This window comes from Poseidonocella pacifica (assembly GCF_900111875.1).
Lineage (GTDB): Bacteria > Pseudomonadota > Alphaproteobacteria > Rhodobacterales > Rhodobacteraceae > Poseidonocella > Poseidonocella pacifica.
Genome location: NZ_FOJU01000001.1, coordinates 359,681 through 376,149, shown reverse-complemented (window position 1 = coordinate 376,149; position 16,469 = coordinate 359,681). Strand labels below are relative to the sequence as shown.

The 16,469-nt window shown below is 59.0% G+C and carries 17 protein-coding genes; all 17 read right to left on the bottom strand.

Annotation, left to right across the window (positions count from 1 at the left end; genetic code table 11):
- Positions 1-7: 7 nt before the first annotated feature.
- Complete coding sequence (locus tag BM234_RS01770) at positions 8-784, bottom strand: biotin--[acetyl-CoA-carboxylase] ligase (protein ID WP_245752438.1); 777 nt, start codon at positions 782-784, stop codon at positions 8-10.
- Positions 774-2,213 (bottom strand): NADH-quinone oxidoreductase subunit NuoN, encoded by a 1,440-nt coding sequence (gene nuoN / locus BM234_RS01765; protein WP_092060031.1) that lies wholly within the window; start codon positions 2,211-2,213, stop codon positions 774-776. The genes BM234_RS01770 and nuoN overlap by 11 nt, the downstream gene beginning before the upstream one ends.
- An 11-nt stretch (positions 2,214-2,224) precedes the next feature.
- The gene (locus BM234_RS01760) at positions 2,225-3,766 is read right to left on the bottom strand and encodes an NADH-quinone oxidoreductase subunit M (RefSeq protein WP_092060029.1); all 1,542 of its coding nucleotides are present in this window, start codon (positions 3,764-3,766) and stop codon (positions 2,225-2,227) included.
- Positions 3,766-5,886 (bottom strand): NADH-quinone oxidoreductase subunit L, encoded by a 2,121-nt coding sequence (gene nuoL / locus BM234_RS01755; protein WP_092060028.1) that lies wholly within the window; start codon positions 5,884-5,886, stop codon positions 3,766-3,768. The genes BM234_RS01760 and nuoL overlap by 1 nt, the downstream gene beginning before the upstream one ends.
- Positions 5,887-5,890: 4 nt before the next feature.
- Positions 5,891-6,196, bottom strand: coding sequence for an NADH-quinone oxidoreductase subunit NuoK (gene nuoK, locus BM234_RS01750; protein WP_092060026.1), 306 nt, complete (start codon positions 6,194-6,196; stop codon positions 5,891-5,893).
- Positions 6,197-6,293: 97 nt separating this feature from the next.
- Entirely contained in the window at positions 6,294-6,896 is a 603-nt protein-coding gene (locus BM234_RS01745; protein WP_092060024.1) for an NADH-quinone oxidoreductase subunit J, read from the bottom strand.
- Positions 6,893-7,300, bottom strand: coding sequence for a carboxymuconolactone decarboxylase family protein (locus BM234_RS01740; protein WP_092060022.1), 408 nt, complete (start codon positions 7,298-7,300; stop codon positions 6,893-6,895). The genes BM234_RS01745 and BM234_RS01740 overlap by 4 nt, the downstream gene beginning before the upstream one ends.
- A complete protein-coding gene (locus BM234_RS01735) occupies positions 7,297-7,524 on the bottom strand; it encodes a hypothetical protein (protein WP_092060020.1) in 228 nt (75 codons plus the stop codon). Before BM234_RS01735 ends, BM234_RS01740 begins: the two co-directional genes overlap by 4 nt.
- 8 nt (positions 7,525-7,532) lie before the next feature.
- A complete protein-coding gene (gene nuoI, locus BM234_RS01730; protein ID WP_092060018.1) occupies positions 7,533-8,027 on the bottom strand; it encodes an NADH-quinone oxidoreductase subunit NuoI in 495 nt (164 codons plus the stop codon).
- 102 nt (positions 8,028-8,129) lie between these two features.
- The gene (nuoH, locus tag BM234_RS01725) at positions 8,130-9,167 is read right to left on the bottom strand and encodes an NADH-quinone oxidoreductase subunit NuoH (protein ID WP_092060016.1); all 1,038 of its coding nucleotides are present in this window, start codon (positions 9,165-9,167) and stop codon (positions 8,130-8,132) included.
- A gap of 141 nt (positions 9,168-9,308) precedes the next feature.
- On the bottom strand, positions 9,309-11,327 hold the full coding sequence (gene nuoG / locus BM234_RS01720) for an NADH-quinone oxidoreductase subunit NuoG (RefSeq protein WP_092060014.1): 2,019 nt from the start codon (positions 11,325-11,327) through the stop codon (positions 9,309-9,311).
- Positions 11,328-11,331: 4 nt separating this feature from the next.
- Positions 11,332-11,745, bottom strand: a complete 414-nt coding sequence (locus BM234_RS01715; protein WP_092060012.1) for a DUF5333 domain-containing protein — start codon at positions 11,743-11,745, stop codon at positions 11,332-11,334.
- Positions 11,746-11,750: 5 nt separating this feature from the next.
- Entirely contained in the window at positions 11,751-13,052 is a 1,302-nt protein-coding gene (gene nuoF, locus BM234_RS01710) for an NADH-quinone oxidoreductase subunit NuoF (RefSeq protein ID WP_092060010.1), read from the bottom strand.
- A 7-nt stretch (positions 13,053-13,059) separates the two neighbouring features.
- Positions 13,060-13,281 carry a DUF5337 domain-containing protein gene (locus BM234_RS01705; protein ID WP_092060008.1) on the bottom strand — a complete coding sequence of 74 codons (222 nt, stop codon included), beginning with the start codon at positions 13,279-13,281 and terminating at the stop codon, positions 13,060-13,062.
- A 40-nt stretch (positions 13,282-13,321) separates the two neighbouring features.
- Positions 13,322-14,533, bottom strand: a complete 1,212-nt coding sequence (locus BM234_RS01700; RefSeq protein WP_092061287.1) for an NADH-quinone oxidoreductase subunit E — start codon at positions 14,531-14,533, stop codon at positions 13,322-13,324.
- 70 nt (positions 14,534-14,603) lie between these two features.
- Positions 14,604-15,839 carry an NADH-quinone oxidoreductase subunit D gene (locus BM234_RS01695; RefSeq protein WP_425439221.1) on the bottom strand — a complete coding sequence of 412 codons (1,236 nt, stop codon included), beginning with the start codon at positions 15,837-15,839 and terminating at the stop codon, positions 14,604-14,606.
- Positions 15,839-16,447: an NADH-quinone oxidoreductase subunit C gene (locus tag BM234_RS01690; RefSeq protein ID WP_092060004.1), complete on the bottom strand. Its 609-nt coding sequence runs from the start codon at positions 16,445-16,447 to the stop codon at positions 15,839-15,841. Before BM234_RS01690 ends, BM234_RS01695 begins: the two co-directional genes overlap by 1 nt.
- Between the last annotated feature and the right edge of the window lie 22 nt (positions 16,448-16,469).

Below are 16,469 nucleotides of genomic sequence, written 5' to 3'. Positions count from 1 at the left end.
CAGTTCCTTAGAAATAGATGTCCGCCGCGGCGATGCGGCACGGTCCGGAGTCGGTCTTCAGAAGGAGATATCCCTCTTCGTCGATGGTGTCGAACAGGCCCCTCGTCTCCGAGGTCGCCGTTCGGGCCACGATCTCCTGTCCCAAACGCGCCGCACGCTCTAGCCACGCCGCGCGTATGGGCGCGAAACCGTAGGTTACCAGCTCACGTTCGCGCTCAGCGTAGGATGCTGCGAGATACTCCAGAAAGGTTTCGGGAGCGATGGTCACGCCAGTTCCGCTCAGCAGACTGACAGGTGCCAGCGCCCCTTCGGGAAGCTCCCCGCCGGCAGGAATATCCGCAAGGTTCACACCGATCCCGATCGCGAGATGCCGCGCCCCGAGGCCTTCGAGAAGAATTCCAGCGAGTTTTCCGCCGTTCAACAGCACGTCATTGGGCCACTTCAGCGCAAAACACTCAGGCCCGCCGGTGACGTCAACAAGTGCGTCGTGCAATGCCAGCGCGGCAACGAAGGAGCGCAATGCCCAGGTGGCTTGTGGCCCGGGTGGCTGCAGGACCAAAGTCGCGGCGAAGTTGCCGCTTGGCATGACCCACGCGCGACCCCGACGGCCACGCCCCGCATTTTGTTTCAGGCCAAGGATCCACTCGGGACCGGAAAGGTCTGGCGCGATTCGCGCCGCTTCGGCATTCGTACTGTCGACTTCGTCGAGTATCCGGCGACCATAGCCGTCAGGCCAGACACTTGGTGAATGTCCCGTCTGTGGCGGCAATGGCCTAGTTGACAAGTGTTGCCGCCGCAGCCGCCGCAGCGCCTTCAACCCCGAACATGTTCACGATCCCGATCAGCATGATCGCAGCACTCGTCATCAGCAATCCGTAGAGGATAGGCGACCGATCAACGCCAAGCTCCTCCTGCTCCTTGCCGAAGTACATCAGGAACACGATCCGAAGATAGTAATAGGCCCCGATCACCGACGCCAAGACACCGCCGAGCGCGAGCCAGACAAACCCCGCCTCATATGCCGCGCGAAGCACGTAGAATTTCCCGAAGAAGCCGAGCATGGGCGGAACGCCCGCCAGACTGAACAGCAGGATCAACATGGCGAAGGCACGACCGGGGTGCGCTTTGGAGTACATGTTGAGGCTGTCGATATCCGTCACCGGCTGGCCGTCACGCTCCATCGTCAGAATGAAGGCAAAGGTACCGACATTCATGGTCACGTAGATCGCCATGTAGACGAGAAGCGCGGTCACACCGAACTCGGTCCCGGCCGCGAGCCCCATGAGGGCATAGCCCATGTGCGCGATGGAGGAATAGGCCATCAGACGCTTGATGTTGCGCTGGCCAATCGCAGCGATCGACCCAAGGAACATGGACAGAACCGCGATAAGCGCAATCACCTGCCCCCAATCGCCCGGAGCCTGACCGAACGCGTCATGCAAGATGCGCGCAAACAGCGCCATCGCGGCGACCTTGGGGGCGGTCGCGAAGAAAGCGGTGATCGGCGTAGGCGAACCTTCGTAGACATCCGGGGTCCACATATGGAAGGGAACGGCGGATACCTTGAAGCCAAGACCCGCGATGATGAAGACAACCGCGATCAGAAGCCCGAGCGACAGGTGGCCATCGCTTGCCGCAACAACGATGCCGGAAAACAGCGTTGTCCCAGCATATCCATAGGCAAGCGACGCCCCATAAAGCAGGAGACCGGAAGAGAGTGCGCCAAGGACGAAGTACTTCAGGCCCGCTTCGGTCGATTTCACGCTATCGCGCCGCAGGGATGCCACGACATAGAGGGCGAGCGATTGCAACTCCAGCCCCATGTAAAGCGCGATGAGATCCCCCGCGCTGACCATCATCATCATGCCAACAATGGCGAGCGTGACGAGAACGGGGTATTCGAACCGCAGCAGATCGCGCCGCTCCATATAGTCCTTGCTCATCGCCAAAATGGCCGCGGCGGACAGCAGGATGATGACCTTGGCAAACCGGGAAAAGGCATCATCCATGAACATGCCGCCAAAGGCCGGGTTCGTCCCCTGTCCGTTCAACCCGATCCATGCGGCGACGACCAGGAAGAGCGCAACCGTGGCCCAAAGAAGAATACCCGCGACGCGGTCCTTCCCCGAATAGACCGCCGCGACGAGGCCCAGCATGGCAAAGACGGCCAAGACGATTTCCGGGGCGATGATGTTCAGATCGGCAGAGATCATGGATCCGTCCCTCAATGCGCCGCGACGATGGGCGCGTCCGAAGACACCCCGAGCGCGGTCTGGTAATTGGAGATGAGCGCCTCGACTGAGGGGCTGAAGATATCGGTGGCAAGGCTCGGATAGACGCCAAGCAAGATTGTCATGACGACGAGCGGCGCAAAGATGGCTCGTTCGCGGCCGGACATGTCCGTGATCGTCTTGAGGCTCTCCTTGATGAGATCCCCCATAACCACCCGGCGATAGAGCCAAAGCGCATAGGCGGCAGAGAAGATCACGCCGGAGGTCGCCACGAGAGCAACCCAAGTGTTGACTTGGAATATTCCCATCAGAACGAGGAATTCCCCGATGAACCCAGAGGTGCCCGGCAATCCGACGTTCGCCATGGTGAACAGCATGAAGATCAGGGCATAGGCCGGCATACGGTTCACCAAGCCACCATAGGCGTCGATCTCACGTGTGTGCATCCGATCATAGATCACCCCGACACAGAGGAAGAGCGCGCCGGAAATGAACCCGTGGGACAACATCTGGAAGATGGCGCCGTCGATCCCCTGCTGGTTCACGGTGAAGATCCCCATCGTGACATATCCCATGTGGGCCACGGATGAGTATGCGATCAGCTTCTTCATGTCTTCCTGTACCAGCGCCACAAGCGAGGTGTAGACGATGGCGATCGCGGACATCCAGAACACGAGCGGTGCCAGAAGATCCGCCCCGACCGGGAACATCGGCAGACTGAACCGAAGGAAGCCGTAACCGCCCATCTTGAGCAAGATCGCGGCAAGCACCACCGAACCGGCCGTCGGTGCCTGCACGTGGGCATCGGGCAACCAGGTGTGCACCGGCCACATCGGCATCTTCACCGCAAAGCTGGCGAAGAAGGCCAGGAACATAAGTGTCTGAACCCCGCCAACGACGTGAATGCCCAGTACATCGAAGCCCCCCGAAGAGAACTGATGCTGCATCAGTGTCGGAATGTCGGTTGTGCCTGCATCAATGAACATACCCGCCATTGCCAGCAACATGAGTACCGAGCCGAGGAAGGTGTAGAGGAAAAATTTGAAGGAGGCATAGATCCGTTCCTTGCCCCCCCAAATGCCGATGATCAGGAACATCGGGATGAGACCCGCCTCGAAGAAGAGGTAGAACAGAACCAGATCGAGCGCCATGAACACGCCAAGCATCAGCGTTTCGAGCACGAGGAAGGCAATCATGTATTCCTTCACCCGGCTCGACACGTTCCAGCTGGCCGCAATGGTCAGCGGCATCATGAAGGTCGTCAGGAGGACGAAAAGAACCGAAATCCCGTCGACGCCCATCTTGTAGTTGAGCCCGATGAGCCAGTCGCCCTCTTCGACCATCTGGAACCCCGTATTCTGGGGATCAAACTGCGCAAGGATGAACAATGAGACGAAAAAGGTCGCCGAGGTCGCGATAAGAGCAAGCCACTTGGCATTCTTCTGCGCCGCCGCATCATCTCCACGCAAAAAGATAGCGAGGATCAAGGCGGCCATGGCGGGAATAAAGGTGGTGATGGACAGCAGGTTATCCATTATTCCGCCCCTCCGACGATGCTCATCCATGTGATCAGCACCGCGATGCCAACCACCATCCAGAATGCGTAGGTGAAAATATACCCGGACTGCGCACGCCCTGCGAGCCGTGTGAAGAATGGGATGATCCCCATGGCGATACCATTGATCGAACCGTCGATGATGTCCCTGTCACCGCGCTTCCAGAAGATCCGCCCCACGGATTTGGCGGGCTGTACGAAGAGAAAGTCATAGATCTCGTCAAAGTACCACTTGTTGAGCAGGAACAGGTAGAGGGGCCGTTGGTTTTCCGCGAGCCGCGCCGGAAGCGCGGGGTTGATCAGATAGAACCAGATCGCGGTTCCAAGGCCGATAAGCATAGCGATGAAGGGGCTGACGCGGACCCAGATCGGCGCGTGGTGGGCATCGTCCATCACGTGGTTTTCCGGCCCCATATGAATTGCGCCGTCGCCCGGTGCATAGGCATGCGAGACTGCCTCACCGTGATCAGCTTCTGCCCCGTCATCGACGGTGTCATGGGCCGCGTCTCCGGCTTCGGCATGGGCCTCTTCTGCGTGATCATCCTGCACGGCTTCGGCATGTGTACCGTTGGCTCCGACCCCGAAGAACCGGTTCACTTGGTCATGGTCGCCAAAGAAGCTTCCGTACCAGATCATGCCGGAGAAGATCGCGCCGAGACCAAGGACCCCAAGCGGGATAAGCATTACAGGCGGGCTCTCATGGGCGTGCTCATGAGTGTGCTTGTCACCGCGCGGCTTGCCCCAGAATGTCAGGAACATCAGGCGCCACGAATAGAAGGAGGTGAAAAGTGCGGCGACCACAAGCGCCCAGAAGGCGAAACCACCGGCAGTTCCCGCCCATGCGCTTTCGATCACGGCGTCCTTTGACAAGAAGCCCGCAAAGCCAATGTGTGTCAGCGGAATACCCACGCCCGTGATGGCAAGCGTGCCGATCAACATGGCCCAGAAGGTGTAGGGGATCTTCTTGCGAAGTCCGCCATAGTTCCGCATGTCCTGCTCGTGATGCATTGCGTGGATCACAGAGCCAGCGCCAAGGAAAAGCATCGCCTTGAAAAAGGCGTGGGTAAAGAGGTGGAACATCGCCACCGGATAAACGCCAACACCGGCCGCCACGAACATGTAGCCGAGCTGCGAACAGGTCGAATAGGCGATGACGCGTTTGATATCGTTTTGAACAAGCCCGACCGTTGCCGCGAAGAATGCCGTCATTGCACCCAGGAACGTGATGAAGGCCGTAGCCTGCGGAGCATATTCCAGAAGCGGCGACATGCGGCAGACGAGGAAAACGCCCGCCGTCACCATGGTCGCAGCGTGGATCAGAGCGGAAACCGGCGTCGGGCCTTCCATGGCATCAGGAAGCCATGTGTGAAGGAAAAGTTGTGCCGACTTACCCATCGCGCCGATGAACAGCAGGATACCGATGATATTGGCGGCATTCCAGTCGCGCCAAAGGAAGGTCAATTCCGTTTCGGCAATGGTCGGAACGGCGGCAAAGATATCGTCAAAGTCGATGCTATCGACGAGAAAGTAGAGCGCGAAAATACCAAGCGCAAAGCCGAAATCACCGACACGGTTGACCACAAAGGCCTTCATCGCGGCGGCATTTGCCGAAGGTTTGCGGTAATAAAATCCGATCAGAAGGTAGGACGCGACCCCAACCCCTTCCCAGCCAAAGAACATCTGTACGAGGTTATCGGCCGTTACCAGCATCAGCATGGCAAAGGTGAAGAACGACAGATAAGCGAAGAAGCGCGGCTTGTAGCTCTCTCCTTCGCGGAAGTTCTCATCGTGCGCCATGTAGCCGAAGCTATAAAGGTGCACGAGCGCTGAGACTGTCGTGATCACGATGAGCATAATCGCGGTAAGCCGGTCGAGACGGATCGACCAAGCGGTATCGAGTGTGCCCGATTGGATCCAGTTCAAGATGTGGATGTGTTGGGTCACGCCATCATGGCTGAAGAACACGATCCACGAAAAGAAACAGGCGAGGAAAAGCAGGCCCGTGGTGATCCACATGGCCCCCCGTTCGCCAATGATCTTCCACCCGAAGCCACCGATAAGCGCACCGGCGAGCGGCGAAAAGAGGATGAGGGATTCCATGCGCTCAGCCTTTCATCACGTTGACGTCTTCGACCGCGATCGTCCCGCGGTTTCGGAAGAAGCACACAAGGATCGCAAGACCGATCGCCGCTTCGGCCGCCGCCACTGTCAGTACGAACAAGGTGAAAATCTGGCCGACCAGATCACCCGAGTACGACGAGAAGGCAACCAGATTGATGTTGACCGAAAGCAGGATCAACTCGATCGACATAAGCAGGATGATCACGTTCTTCCGATTGAGAAACAGCCCGAAGATGCCGATGACGAATAGCACCGCGGCCACCGTCAGGTAATGTTCAAGTCCGATCATTCTTGCGTCCCTCCGGGTCGTTACCCGCTGAAATATTCGTTCGCCACCGGGGCCGCACAGGCGATCCCCCTTGCGACTGCTGTCCGGAATCCGATCATCAAAGACCCTGCCCCGGTTTCACATCGCGCAACTCCATCGCCTTGGCCGGATCGCGATACATCTGCGCCAGAACATCCTGTCGCTTTACGTCGGTCCGGTGGCGCAGTGTCAGAACAATCGCCCCGATCATCGCCACCAGCAGGATCAGACCTGCGAGTTGGAACAGCAAGAAGTACTGATCGTACAGCAGGACCCCAAGCGCGCGCGTGTTGTGCAGCTCCGTCGGCGCGACCGCCGCGCGTGCACTCTGTGCCGTATCGGCCGTCTCCCATGCTCCGAAGGCGAACCCCAGTTGCATCAGGATGACCACGCCGATCAAAAGTGCTAGAGGCATCGCTTTCGTCATCTCTGCTTTCAACTCGGAGAAATCGACATCGAGCATCATGACAACGAAGAGGAAGAGCACCGCGACCGCGCCCACATAGACGATGACCAGCAACATCGCGACGAACTCGGCCCCGAGCAGGACAAACAGCCCCGCCGCACTGAGAAACGCGAGGATCAGCCAGAGCACCGAATGCACGGGATTGCGGGCGATCACGGTGAACAGCCCACCAGCGATCACGCCGGCCGCGAAGAGGTAAAATGCGAAAACGATCATTCCTGTGTCCCCTCGTCGGCTTCCATGACATCGCGAGCGATCTCCATCGCGCGGGTCATGGCGGGAATACCGGCGAACATCGACATCTGTGCGATGGTCTCGGCAATTTCATCCTTGGTAGCGCCCGCCTCAAGGGCATGGCGCACCGTCATGCGAAACGGTGTATCGGCTTGCGCGCCTTGCATCGTCAGGCCCGCGAGGGTGAGCAAAAGACGGGTCTTCGCATCAAGCCCATCCTTGCTGATCCCCTTGCCAAACCACATTTCCATGGCGTCCTTTGGCATGGTCGGCCAAAGCTTTTCAAACCCCTTGGGGTTAAAGGTTTCCAAGGCGGGATTGAACGCCTTGGCCATCTCCTGCGCCTGAGCCATCATCAACTCAAAGGGTGTCTTGCCATCACTCATGTGTCACCCTCATTGTCTGCAAAGATTTCCAGCGCCCCGTTGAGGGCATTAAACACCGCGGGCATGCCGCTATAAAGCTTCGTTCGAGAGACGGTCGCGCGAATTTCCTCTCCCGCGAAGCCCAACAAGACATGCTCATACCGACCGCTCAAAGCCCCTACCATACCGGGGCCTGTCTCTCCCAAAGAGGCCGCGCCTTTCACGTAGGCATCGTTGGTGGGCATCACGAGGCTCATCGGTAAGGCGCGTCGAGTTCGAGATTGCGGGCAATCTCAGCTTCCCACCGGTCGCCATTTTCAAGAAGTTTGGCCTTGTCGTAAAAAAGCTCTTCACGGGTTTCGGTGGAAAACTCGAAATTGGGGCCTTCGACGATCGCATCGACCGGGCACGCTTCCTGACAGAATCCGCAATAGATGCATTTCGTCATGTCGATGTCATATCGCGTCGTACGACGGCTTCCGTCATCGCGAGGCTCAGCATCAATGGTGATCGCCTGTGCCGGACAGATCGCTTCACAGAGCTTGCACGCGATGCATCGCTCTTCCCCGTTGGGATAGCGGCGCAATGCGTGCTCTCCGCGGAAACGCGGCGAAAGAGGGCCCTTCTCGTGGGGATAGTTCAAGGTGGCCTTGGGCGCGAAGAAGTACTTCAGCCCTAGCTTGAAGCCCTGAAAGAAGTCGGCCAGCAAGAAATACTTGGCCGCGCGAGTATAGTCGATCTGGGTCATACCGCTTCTCCATTCATGGTCATTGCCGTCAAAAAGGGTGTGCTGTGTAGCGAGGCCACATTTGCCGCGACCGCACCACCGTTGGCGATATCCGTCTTCATGTCAGGCACCCGTCGACCAGCGCGTAAAGGCACCCCAGAACCATTCGAACCGCGCTGCGAAGGCGACAAACACCACCCAGAACAAGCTGAAGGGCAAAAAGACTTTCCACCCCAGACGCATAAGCTGGTCATAGCGGTAGCGCGGCGTGATCGCTTTCACCATCGCGAAGATGAAGAAGAAGAAGGCCATCTTGCCAACCATCCAGAGCGCACCGTCCGGCAGGCCCGGTATCGGCGACAACCAGCCACCGAAGAACAGCAAGGAGGTCAGAGCGCACATCAGGAAGATCGCGATATACTCACCCGCCATAAAGAGGAGGAACGGGGTCGAACTGTATTCGACCTGATAACCCGCGACGAGTTCCGATTCCGCTTCTGGAAGGTCGAACGGCGGGCGGTTCGTCTCCGCAAGGCAGGAGATGAAGAAAAGGAAGACCATCGGGAAATGGGGCAACCAGTACCAGTTGAAAAACCCGAAGGCACCATCCTGCGCGCGAACGATGTCGCCGAAATTGAGCGAGCCCGAGGAAATGATGACACCGACGATAATCAGGCCGATCGAGACCTCATAGGAGATCATCTGCGCCGCAGAGCGAAGGGAGCCGAGGAAGGGGTATTTAGAGTTTGAAGCCCACCCCCCCATGATCACGCCGTAAACCTCAAGAGATGAGACCGCAAAGACATAGAGGATCGCCACGTTGATATCGGAAAGCACCCAAGTGTCGGCGAACGGGATCACCGCCCAGGCGACCATGGCCAGTACGAAGCTGGTGAGTGGGGCAAGCATGAAGACCGTTTTGTCGGCCCCCGCAGGCACGACCACTTCCTTGACCACGTATTTCAACGCATCGGCGACGGTTTGCAGCAGGCCGAAGACGCCTACCACGTTTGGCCCCCGGCGCATTTGCACCGCGGCCCAGATCTTGCGGTCGCCATAGACAAGGAACAGCAAGCTGCCCATCACGAAACCAAGCACCGCGAGGCATTGGGCCACGATGATCAGCGCGATACCTAGCGGTGTTGTGAGGAACTCTGCCATCTCTTCCTTACCCCGTGGGTCTGTCCGAAGCCGCTGCCGCGGTGTTAATCTCATCTCGACGGGATGTTCCACCCGTTTTCGTCTCTGCCCTCACGATGCGGTGCGGCCTGTGTCTCTGCCGCCCCGTGCCGTGTCTTGGCCTCATTCCGCTGCGATGGGCGTCGCGGCGCGTGCCTTAGCGTTGGCGCTAAGTTCCGCCATGAGCGCCGAGGCCCGTGCAATCGGGTTCGTCAGGTAGTGATCCCGGATGGCAAGACGGAAAGCGGCATCGCCAAGTTTGCCGGCTTCCACGGGTTGCCATTCATTCTCGATAACCTCGTCCACCTGCCCAAGATGCGGAACGCTGGATACCATCGCCTGACGCAACTGCGCGATGCTGTCAAAAGGCAGGACCGCACTGACCTCCGCCGACAAGGCCCGCAGGATCGCCCAGTTTTCTTTCGCCTCCCCCGGAGGGAATCCGGCCCGGATCGCGAGCTGCGGCCGGCCTTCGGTGTTGACGAACAAACCAGCTTCCTCGGTATAGGCCGCGCCGGGAAGGATAATGTCCGCACGATGGGCGCCACGGTCTCCATGACTGCCTTGATAGATCACGAACGGACCAGCGGCAATTTCCACCTCGTCTGCGCCGAGGTTGTAAACCACCTCGGCACCTTCCAGCGCGCCCGCGATGCCACCTTCGGTAACAGCCCCGAGATCCATCGCACCCACGCGGCTTGCCGCTGTATGAAGGATCAGGAGTTTCGCGCCGGCGGCTTCTGCCAATTGCATCACGGTACCGAGCACGGCCGCACCATCCGCCTCACAAAGCGCGCCCTGCCCCAGGATTATGACACCGGGAACGTCGCGCTTATCGGAGTGATCCATCTGTGACAGACGTTCAAGCGCCGCGCGATCCTCCCCGACCTCCGCGACATCATAAGTGAGATCGGCGACGGGGCCGACCCGTGCGACCTTCGCGCCCTTGCTCCACGCTTTGCGGATGCGGGCATTGAGTACCGGCGCTTCGGTCCGCGGATTCGTCCCGATCAGAAGGATGTTCTGCGCATTGTCTATGTCTTCGATGGATGCCGTTCCTACATAGCCCGAACGGTTGCCCGCAGGAAGGTGAGCGCCATCAGTACGACACTCCACGGATCCACTCAGCCCTTCGATGAGCCCCTTGAGGGCAAACGTCGCTTCGGCGGAGGCCAGATCTCCGACCAGTCCGGCGACTTTCTTGTCGGTCATCGCGCTTGCAGCGGCAGACAAAGCTTCGGGCCAGCTTGCAGGCCGGAGCTTTCCGTTTTCACGGATGTAAGGTCGGTCCAGACGTTGCCGCCGCAACCCGTCCCACACGAAGCGCGTCTTGTCAGAAATCCATTCCTCGTTCACGCCGTCGTGGTTGCGCGGAAGAATTCGCATCACCTCGCGGCCCTTGGTATCCACGCGGATGTTGCTTCCAAGAGCATCCATTACGTCAATCGTCTCGGTCTTGGTCAATTCCCAAGGGCGAGCCGTGAACGCATAGGGTTTGGAGACGAGAGCGCCAACGGGACAAAGATCGATGATATTGCCCTGCATCTCGGAATCGAGCGTTTCGCCCAGATAGGCCGTGATCTCGGCGTCTTCGCCGCGCCCGGTCTGCCCCATCTGATGGATACCGGCGACTTCGGTCGTGAACCGAACGCATCGCGTGCAAGAGATGCAGCGCGTCATGTGCGTTTCGACAAGCGGCCCAAGGTTCAGGTCCTCGGTTGCCCGCTTGGGTTCGCGATACCGGGAAAAGTCGACGCCATAGGCCATCGCCTGATCCTGAAGGTCACATTCCCCGCCCTGATCGCAGATCGGGCAATCGAGAGGATGGTTGATGAGCAAAAATTCCATCACCCCTTCGCGGGCCTTCTTGACCATGGGGGAGTTCGTCTTGATCACAGGCGGCTGGCCTTCGGGGCCGGGGCGAAGATCCTTGACCTGCATCGCACAGGAGGCCGCAGGTTTGGGCGGACCGCCAACCACTTCGACAAGACACATGCGGCAGTTGCCGGCGATCGAGAGGCGCTCGTGGTAGCAAAACCGCGGAATCTCAATGCCTGCCTGCTCACAGGCCTGGATCAGCGTCATGGCCGGATCGACTTCGATCTCGCTGTCGTCGATAATGATCTTGCGCAGGTCGGACATGGCTCTACCTCGCTCTTAGCAATTTGCCGATCGGGCTGCCCGCGGCGATTTCCGCGCGGCCCAGATCACACAGGGAGTTTGCGCTTTTCGGATCATAGCCTTTTGCACTGATATAGGCCTCTCCGTCGGCGCGCAGCTTCTTCTTGACCGCCTTGGATTTACGAAATTCTTCGATCTCATCGCGGCTATAGCCAAGCGCTTGGGCTTCGTTCACCAGAGTATTGATATAGCCAAGCGCCGTGAACATGCGTGGCTCAATCACATTGCATTCCTTGCGGATTTCATCGGCGATCCCGACGACCAGCAACCCTTGATTGATCTTCGTCACTTCCGAGAGCGGAGGCTTCGCCGCTGCGACGCCTGTTGCCAGAACTCCGGCCAGTGCCGCGCCCACAAAGACAGATTTCAACAGTCGCATCACCGTCACTCCGCCGCCACGGCCGCACTGATACGACCGGCCTTCTGCGCTTTGATCCGATCCACAATTTCGTCGCGGAAGTTGCGGATCAAGCCTTGGATTGGCCAGGCCGCCGCATCGCCGAGAGCACAAATGGTGTGCCCTTCGACTTGCTTCGTCACATCGAACAGCATGTCGATTTCTTCGACCTCTGCCTCACCTCGAACCAGCCGCTCCATCACCCGCATCATCCACCCGGTACCCTCACGGCACGGCGTGCACTGACCACAACTCTCGTGCTTGTAGAACTTGGACAGACGCCAGATGGCCTTGATGATGTCGGTTTGCTTGTCCATGACGATCACCGCCGCGGTGCCGAGACCGGAGCCCAATTCCCCCCGCAGGTAATCGAAATCCATGACGGCGTCTTTCATCTTCTCCCCGCGCACGCAGGGCACGGATGACCCGCCAGGGATCACCGCAAGAAGATTGTCCCAGCCGCCACGGATCCCGCCACAGTGGGTTTCGATCAACTCCTCGAAGGAAATCGACATGGCCTCCTCGACAACACATGGGTTGTTGACGTGCCCGGAAATGGCAAAGAGTTTGGTGCCGGCGTTATTCTGACGGCCAAAGCCCGCAAACCACTCTGGTCCGCGTCGCAGTATCGTCGGCACGACCGCGATAGATTCCACGTTGTTGACCGTGGTAGGACAGCCATAGAGCCCTGCCCCCGCAGGAAACGGCGGCTTCATCCGCGGCATGCCCTTGCGCCCTTCGAGGCTTTCTAGAAGCGCTGTCTCTTCGCCGCAGATATAGGCCCCCGCCCCGTGATGCAGATAGATGTCGAAATCCCATCCCGACTTGCAGGCATTGGGGCCTACGAGCCCGGCGTCATATGCCTCATCAATTGCGGCCTGAAGCGCCTCACGTTCCCGGATATATTCTCCGCGAATGTAGATGTAGCAGGCATGCGCACCCATGGCGAAGCTGGCGATCAGGCACCCTTCGATGAGCGTATGCGGGTCGTGCCGCATGATCTCACGGTCCTTGCAAGTGCCCGGCTCCGATTCATCCGCGTTCACGACCAGATAGCTTGGCCGCCCGTCACTTTCCTTGGGCATGAAGGACCATTTGAGCCCCGTCGGGAACCCGGCGCCGCCGCGTCCGCGCAAGCCAGAGGCCTTCATCTGGTCAACGATCCAGTCGCGCCCCTTGCCGAGGATATTCGCCGTTCCGTCCCAATGGCCGCGCTTCTTGGCGCCGTCCAATGTGCGGTCATGCATCCCGTAGAGGTTGGTGAAAATCCGGTCCTCGTCCTTCAGCATCGCGCCTTTACCTCGTCGTCTGCTGGCGCTTGCGCCAGATCTGAAATGTCACCACAAGCGCCCAGAAGAGGGCCGCCAACGCGGCGAAATCTATTAGAAGCGCGTAGCGCCCCGGCAATCCAAGCCTTGGCCCGACCCACTGCGCCGCCAACCAGATCAACATCGACCAGGCAATCACGAGCGCGGCTATCCGGCCCTGCCGAGCGAGATGCGCCTCGGATTCGGCCATTACTCATCTCCTCGGGGAGTGTTCTGAGCGGCGGCCGGGGTCAATAGATATCCTTCGCACGGCTGGAAAATTCCGTCTCGCCACCGTCTGCCAGAACCTTGGCCTGAGAGGTCCACTCATCGCGGGAAACCCGGCCCCGGAACCCTTCGAGATGTTCGTCTACCCAAGAAACTTCCTCGTCGCTCCAATTCGCGATCTGATCGAAGTGGTAAACCCCCAGCCGGTGGAGCAGTTGCTCCAACTTTGGCCCTACCCCCTTGATCCGCTTCAAGTCGTCCGCGGTATCCCCGCGCGGAGCGTCCAGAAGTTGCGGCTTGGTACCCGCCTGCGCGGTTCCCGTTTCAGAAGCGGGTGCTGCCGTGGCCGGCTCGCCAAGTTCCGCGCCGGGCCTGTCATCGCCGCGCGGCTCAGGAGCAGCGCTCGCCTCCGGCTCCGCTGTTTCTTCGGCTTGCGCTTCCTGTTCGGTAACGCCGGTCTCATCCGCCGGTTTACCAGCACTTGGCCGTGGCTCTTCCTGCAGGGGCTCGCCCGCGCCATCGTCGGGCCGGGCCTGCCACGGGGTAAGCAGCGGCACTTCCGTGCCGTCGATCCGCTTCACCGTATCCCCAAGATCAGTGGCGAGTTGCACCGACGCATTGTATTTTGTCCGGCCGCTATCGAATTCGCCCAGCGAGGTCAGGCCCTTCAGCGGCTCGGACGCAAAACGCCCATTCTGCGGTCCCGGTGTCGGAACCTCACCTCGGCCAAGGGCATCGATGATCTCGGCCAGCCGCTCCGTGGTCAGATCCTCGAAATAATCCTTGCCGATCTGCGCCATAGGCGCGTTCGCACAGGCGCCCAGACACTCGACCTCTTCCCAGGAAAACTTGCCGTCAGCAGAAAGGGTATGCGGCTTGTCGGCAATCTTCTCCCGGCACACGGATACGAGATCCTCTGCGCCGCAAATCATACAGGACGTCGTGCCGCAAATTTGAATATTGGCAACCGACCCAACGGGTTGAAGTTGGAACATGAAGTAGAAAGACGCCACTTCGAGCGCGCGGATATAGGCCATGCCAAGAAGGTCCGCCACGTATTCGATCGCAGGACGGGTCAGCCAACCCTCCTGCTCCTGCGCACGCCATAGCAAGGGAATGATGGCCGATGCCTGACGGCCCTCGGGATACTTGGTAATCTGCGCCTCTGCCCACGCATGATTTGCCTCGGTAAAAGCGAAGCTGGCGGGCTGGTCGTGATGAAGTCTACGAAGCATCAGAGCCGTCTTTCGTGCCATTGGCCAGCGTTCGCGCCGCGGCCATTGTTTATCTTTGCTGGGAAATCGATCACCGGTCGATTTCCCCGAACACCACGTCCATCGTGCCGATTATCGCCGCGACATCGGCAAGTTGGTGCCCCGTGGCGATATGGTCCATCGCTTGAAGGTGCAGGAATCCCGGGGCGCGGATCTTCGCCCGATACGGCTTGTTTGTTCCGTCGGAGACGAGGAAGACGCCAAATTCGCCTTTCGGCGCCTCGACGGCGACGTAGACCTCTCCCTCTGGAACGTGGAAGCCCTCGGTGTAAAGCTTGAAGTGATGGATCAAGGCTTCCATCGATTGCTTCATATCCGACCGCTTGGGAGGGGTGAGTTTCCCACGGGCCAAGATATCGCCCTGCCCCTCAGGGGCGCGAAGTTTTTCAATGGCCTGATGGATGATGTGAACCGATTGACGCATTTCTTCCATACGGCAAAGATAGCGATCGTAGCAGTCGCCATTCTTGCCAATGGGGATCTGGAATTCGAATTCGTCATAGCACTCATAGGGCTGCGCGCGCCGCAGGTCCCATGCGAGGCCTGATCCGCGGACCATCACACCGGAGAAGCCCCAATCAAGAGCCTCTTTTTCGCTCACCACCCCGATATCCGCGTTGCGTTGCTTGAAGATGCGGTTTTCTGTCAGCAGCCCATCAATATCCGCAAGGACCGCCGGGAATTCCTCGGCCCAAGTCTCGATATCGTCCAGCAGCGCGGGCGGAAGATCCTGATGAACACCGCCGGGGCGGAAATAAGCTGCGTGCAAACGTGCGCCGCAGGCACGCTCATAGAAGACCATGAGCTTTTCACGCTCTTCAAAGCCCCAGAGCGGCGGCGTCAAAGCGCCAACGTCCATCGCCTGCGTCGTCACGTTGAGCAGGTGATTGAGCACGCGCCCGATTTCACAGAACAGCACACGAATGAGGCTGGCACGGCGAGGAACGACTGTGCCGGTCAGCTTCTCAATCGCAAGACACCAAGCGTGCTCCTGATTCATCGGCGCCACGTAGTCGAGCCGATCGAAATAGGGCAGATTCTGCAGATAGGTCCGGCTCTCCATCAACTTCTCGGTGCCGCGATGGAGCAGGCCGATATGCGGATCACAGCGCTCAACAATTTCACCGTCCAACTCGAGCACAAGACGAAGAACACCGTGTGCCGCAGGGTGTTGCGGGCCGAAATTGATATTGAAGTTACGGATCTTCTGCTCGCCAGTCTCCACGTCGTCGAAGCCGGGAGTCAAAGCCGGAGTGTTGCCATCCATCATTTCGCCTCCTCCTTCTTCTCATCGCCCGGAAGGATATATTCAGCACCCTCCCATGGGCTCATGAAGTCGAACTGGCGGTATTCCTGCACCAGACTGACCGGCTCATATACCACGCGCTTCTGCTCTTCGTCATAGCGGACTTCGGTATAGCCCGTGGTCGGAAAATCCTTGCGAAGTGGATAGCCGCGGAATCCATAGTCGGTCAGGATCCGGCGCAAATCGGGATGCCCCTTGAAGATGATCCCGTACATGTCAAAGACTTCGCGCTCGAACCAATTGGCCGAAGGATGCACATCAACGATCGAGGGCACCATTTCATCTTCGCGCACAGCAATGCGAAGCCGGATCCGTTGGTTCTGATACATCGACAGGAAGTGATAGATCACGTCAAAACGCTTGGGCCGTGCCGGATAGTCAACAGCCGTAATGTCCACCAACGAGGAAAAGCGGCAGGTGGGATCATTGCGTAGAAACTCCACGAGCCCGGCGATGTTCGACGCTGTCACCGTAAGAGTCAACTCGCCAAAAGCGACCTCCCACGACAGGACGCAATCGGGCCGCTTCAACTCGATATGCGCACCAAGCTCTTGCAGGGCTTCTGTCATCGCTCGTCCTCTCCCCGGGGCA

Excerpts from the sequence above, each read along its gene's own strand:
- nuoG (WP_092060014.1), bottom strand. The coding sequence starts at position 11,327 with ATGTCCGACCTGCGCAAGATCATTATCGACGACAGCGAGATCGAAGTC.
- BM234_RS01705 (WP_092060008.1), bottom strand. The coding sequence starts at position 13,281 with ATGGCCGAATCCGAGGCGCATCTCGCTCGGCAGGGCCGGATAGCCGCG.
- BM234_RS01740 (WP_092060022.1), bottom strand. The coding sequence starts at position 7,300 with ATGAGTGATGGCAAGACACCCTTTGAGTTGATGATGGCTCAGGCGCAG.
- nuoF (WP_092060010.1), bottom strand. The coding sequence starts at position 13,052 with ATGCTGAAGGACGAGGACCGGATTTTCACCAACCTCTACGGGATGCAT.
- BM234_RS01690 (WP_092060004.1), bottom strand. The coding sequence starts at position 16,447 with ATGACAGAAGCCCTGCAAGAGCTTGGTGCGCATATCGAGTTGAAGCGG.
- nuoN (WP_092060031.1), bottom strand. The coding sequence starts at position 2,213 with ATGATCTCTGCCGATCTGAACATCATCGCCCCGGAAATCGTCTTGGCC.
- nuoH (WP_092060016.1), bottom strand. The coding sequence starts at position 9,167 with ATGGCAGAGTTCCTCACAACACCGCTAGGTATCGCGCTGATCATCGTG.
- nuoI (WP_092060018.1), bottom strand. The coding sequence starts at position 8,027 with ATGACCCAGATCGACTATACTCGCGCGGCCAAGTATTTCTTGCTGGCC.
- BM234_RS01745 (WP_092060024.1), bottom strand. The coding sequence starts at position 6,896 with ATGATCGTTTTCGCATTTTACCTCTTCGCGGCCGGCGTGATCGCTGGT.
- BM234_RS01715 (WP_092060012.1), bottom strand. The coding sequence starts at position 11,745 with ATGCGACTGTTGAAATCTGTCTTTGTGGGCGCGGCACTGGCCGGAGTT.
- nuoL (WP_092060028.1), bottom strand. The coding sequence starts at position 5,886 with ATGGAATCCCTCATCCTCTTTTCGCCGCTCGCCGGTGCGCTTATCGGT.
- BM234_RS01700 (WP_092061287.1), bottom strand. The coding sequence starts at position 14,533 with ATGCTTCGTAGACTTCATCACGACCAGCCCGCCAGCTTCGCTTTTACC.
- BM234_RS01760 (WP_092060029.1), bottom strand. The coding sequence starts at position 3,766 with ATGGATAACCTGCTGTCCATCACCACCTTTATTCCCGCCATGGCCGCC.
- nuoK (WP_092060026.1), bottom strand. The coding sequence starts at position 6,196 with ATGATCGGACTTGAACATTACCTGACGGTGGCCGCGGTGCTATTCGTC.
- BM234_RS01735 (WP_092060020.1), bottom strand. The coding sequence starts at position 7,524 with ATGCCCACCAACGATGCCTACGTGAAAGGCGCGGCCTCTTTGGGAGAG.
- BM234_RS01695 (WP_425439221.1), bottom strand. The coding sequence starts at position 15,839 with ATGGATGGCAACACTCCGGCTTTGACTCCCGGCTTCGACGACGTGGAG.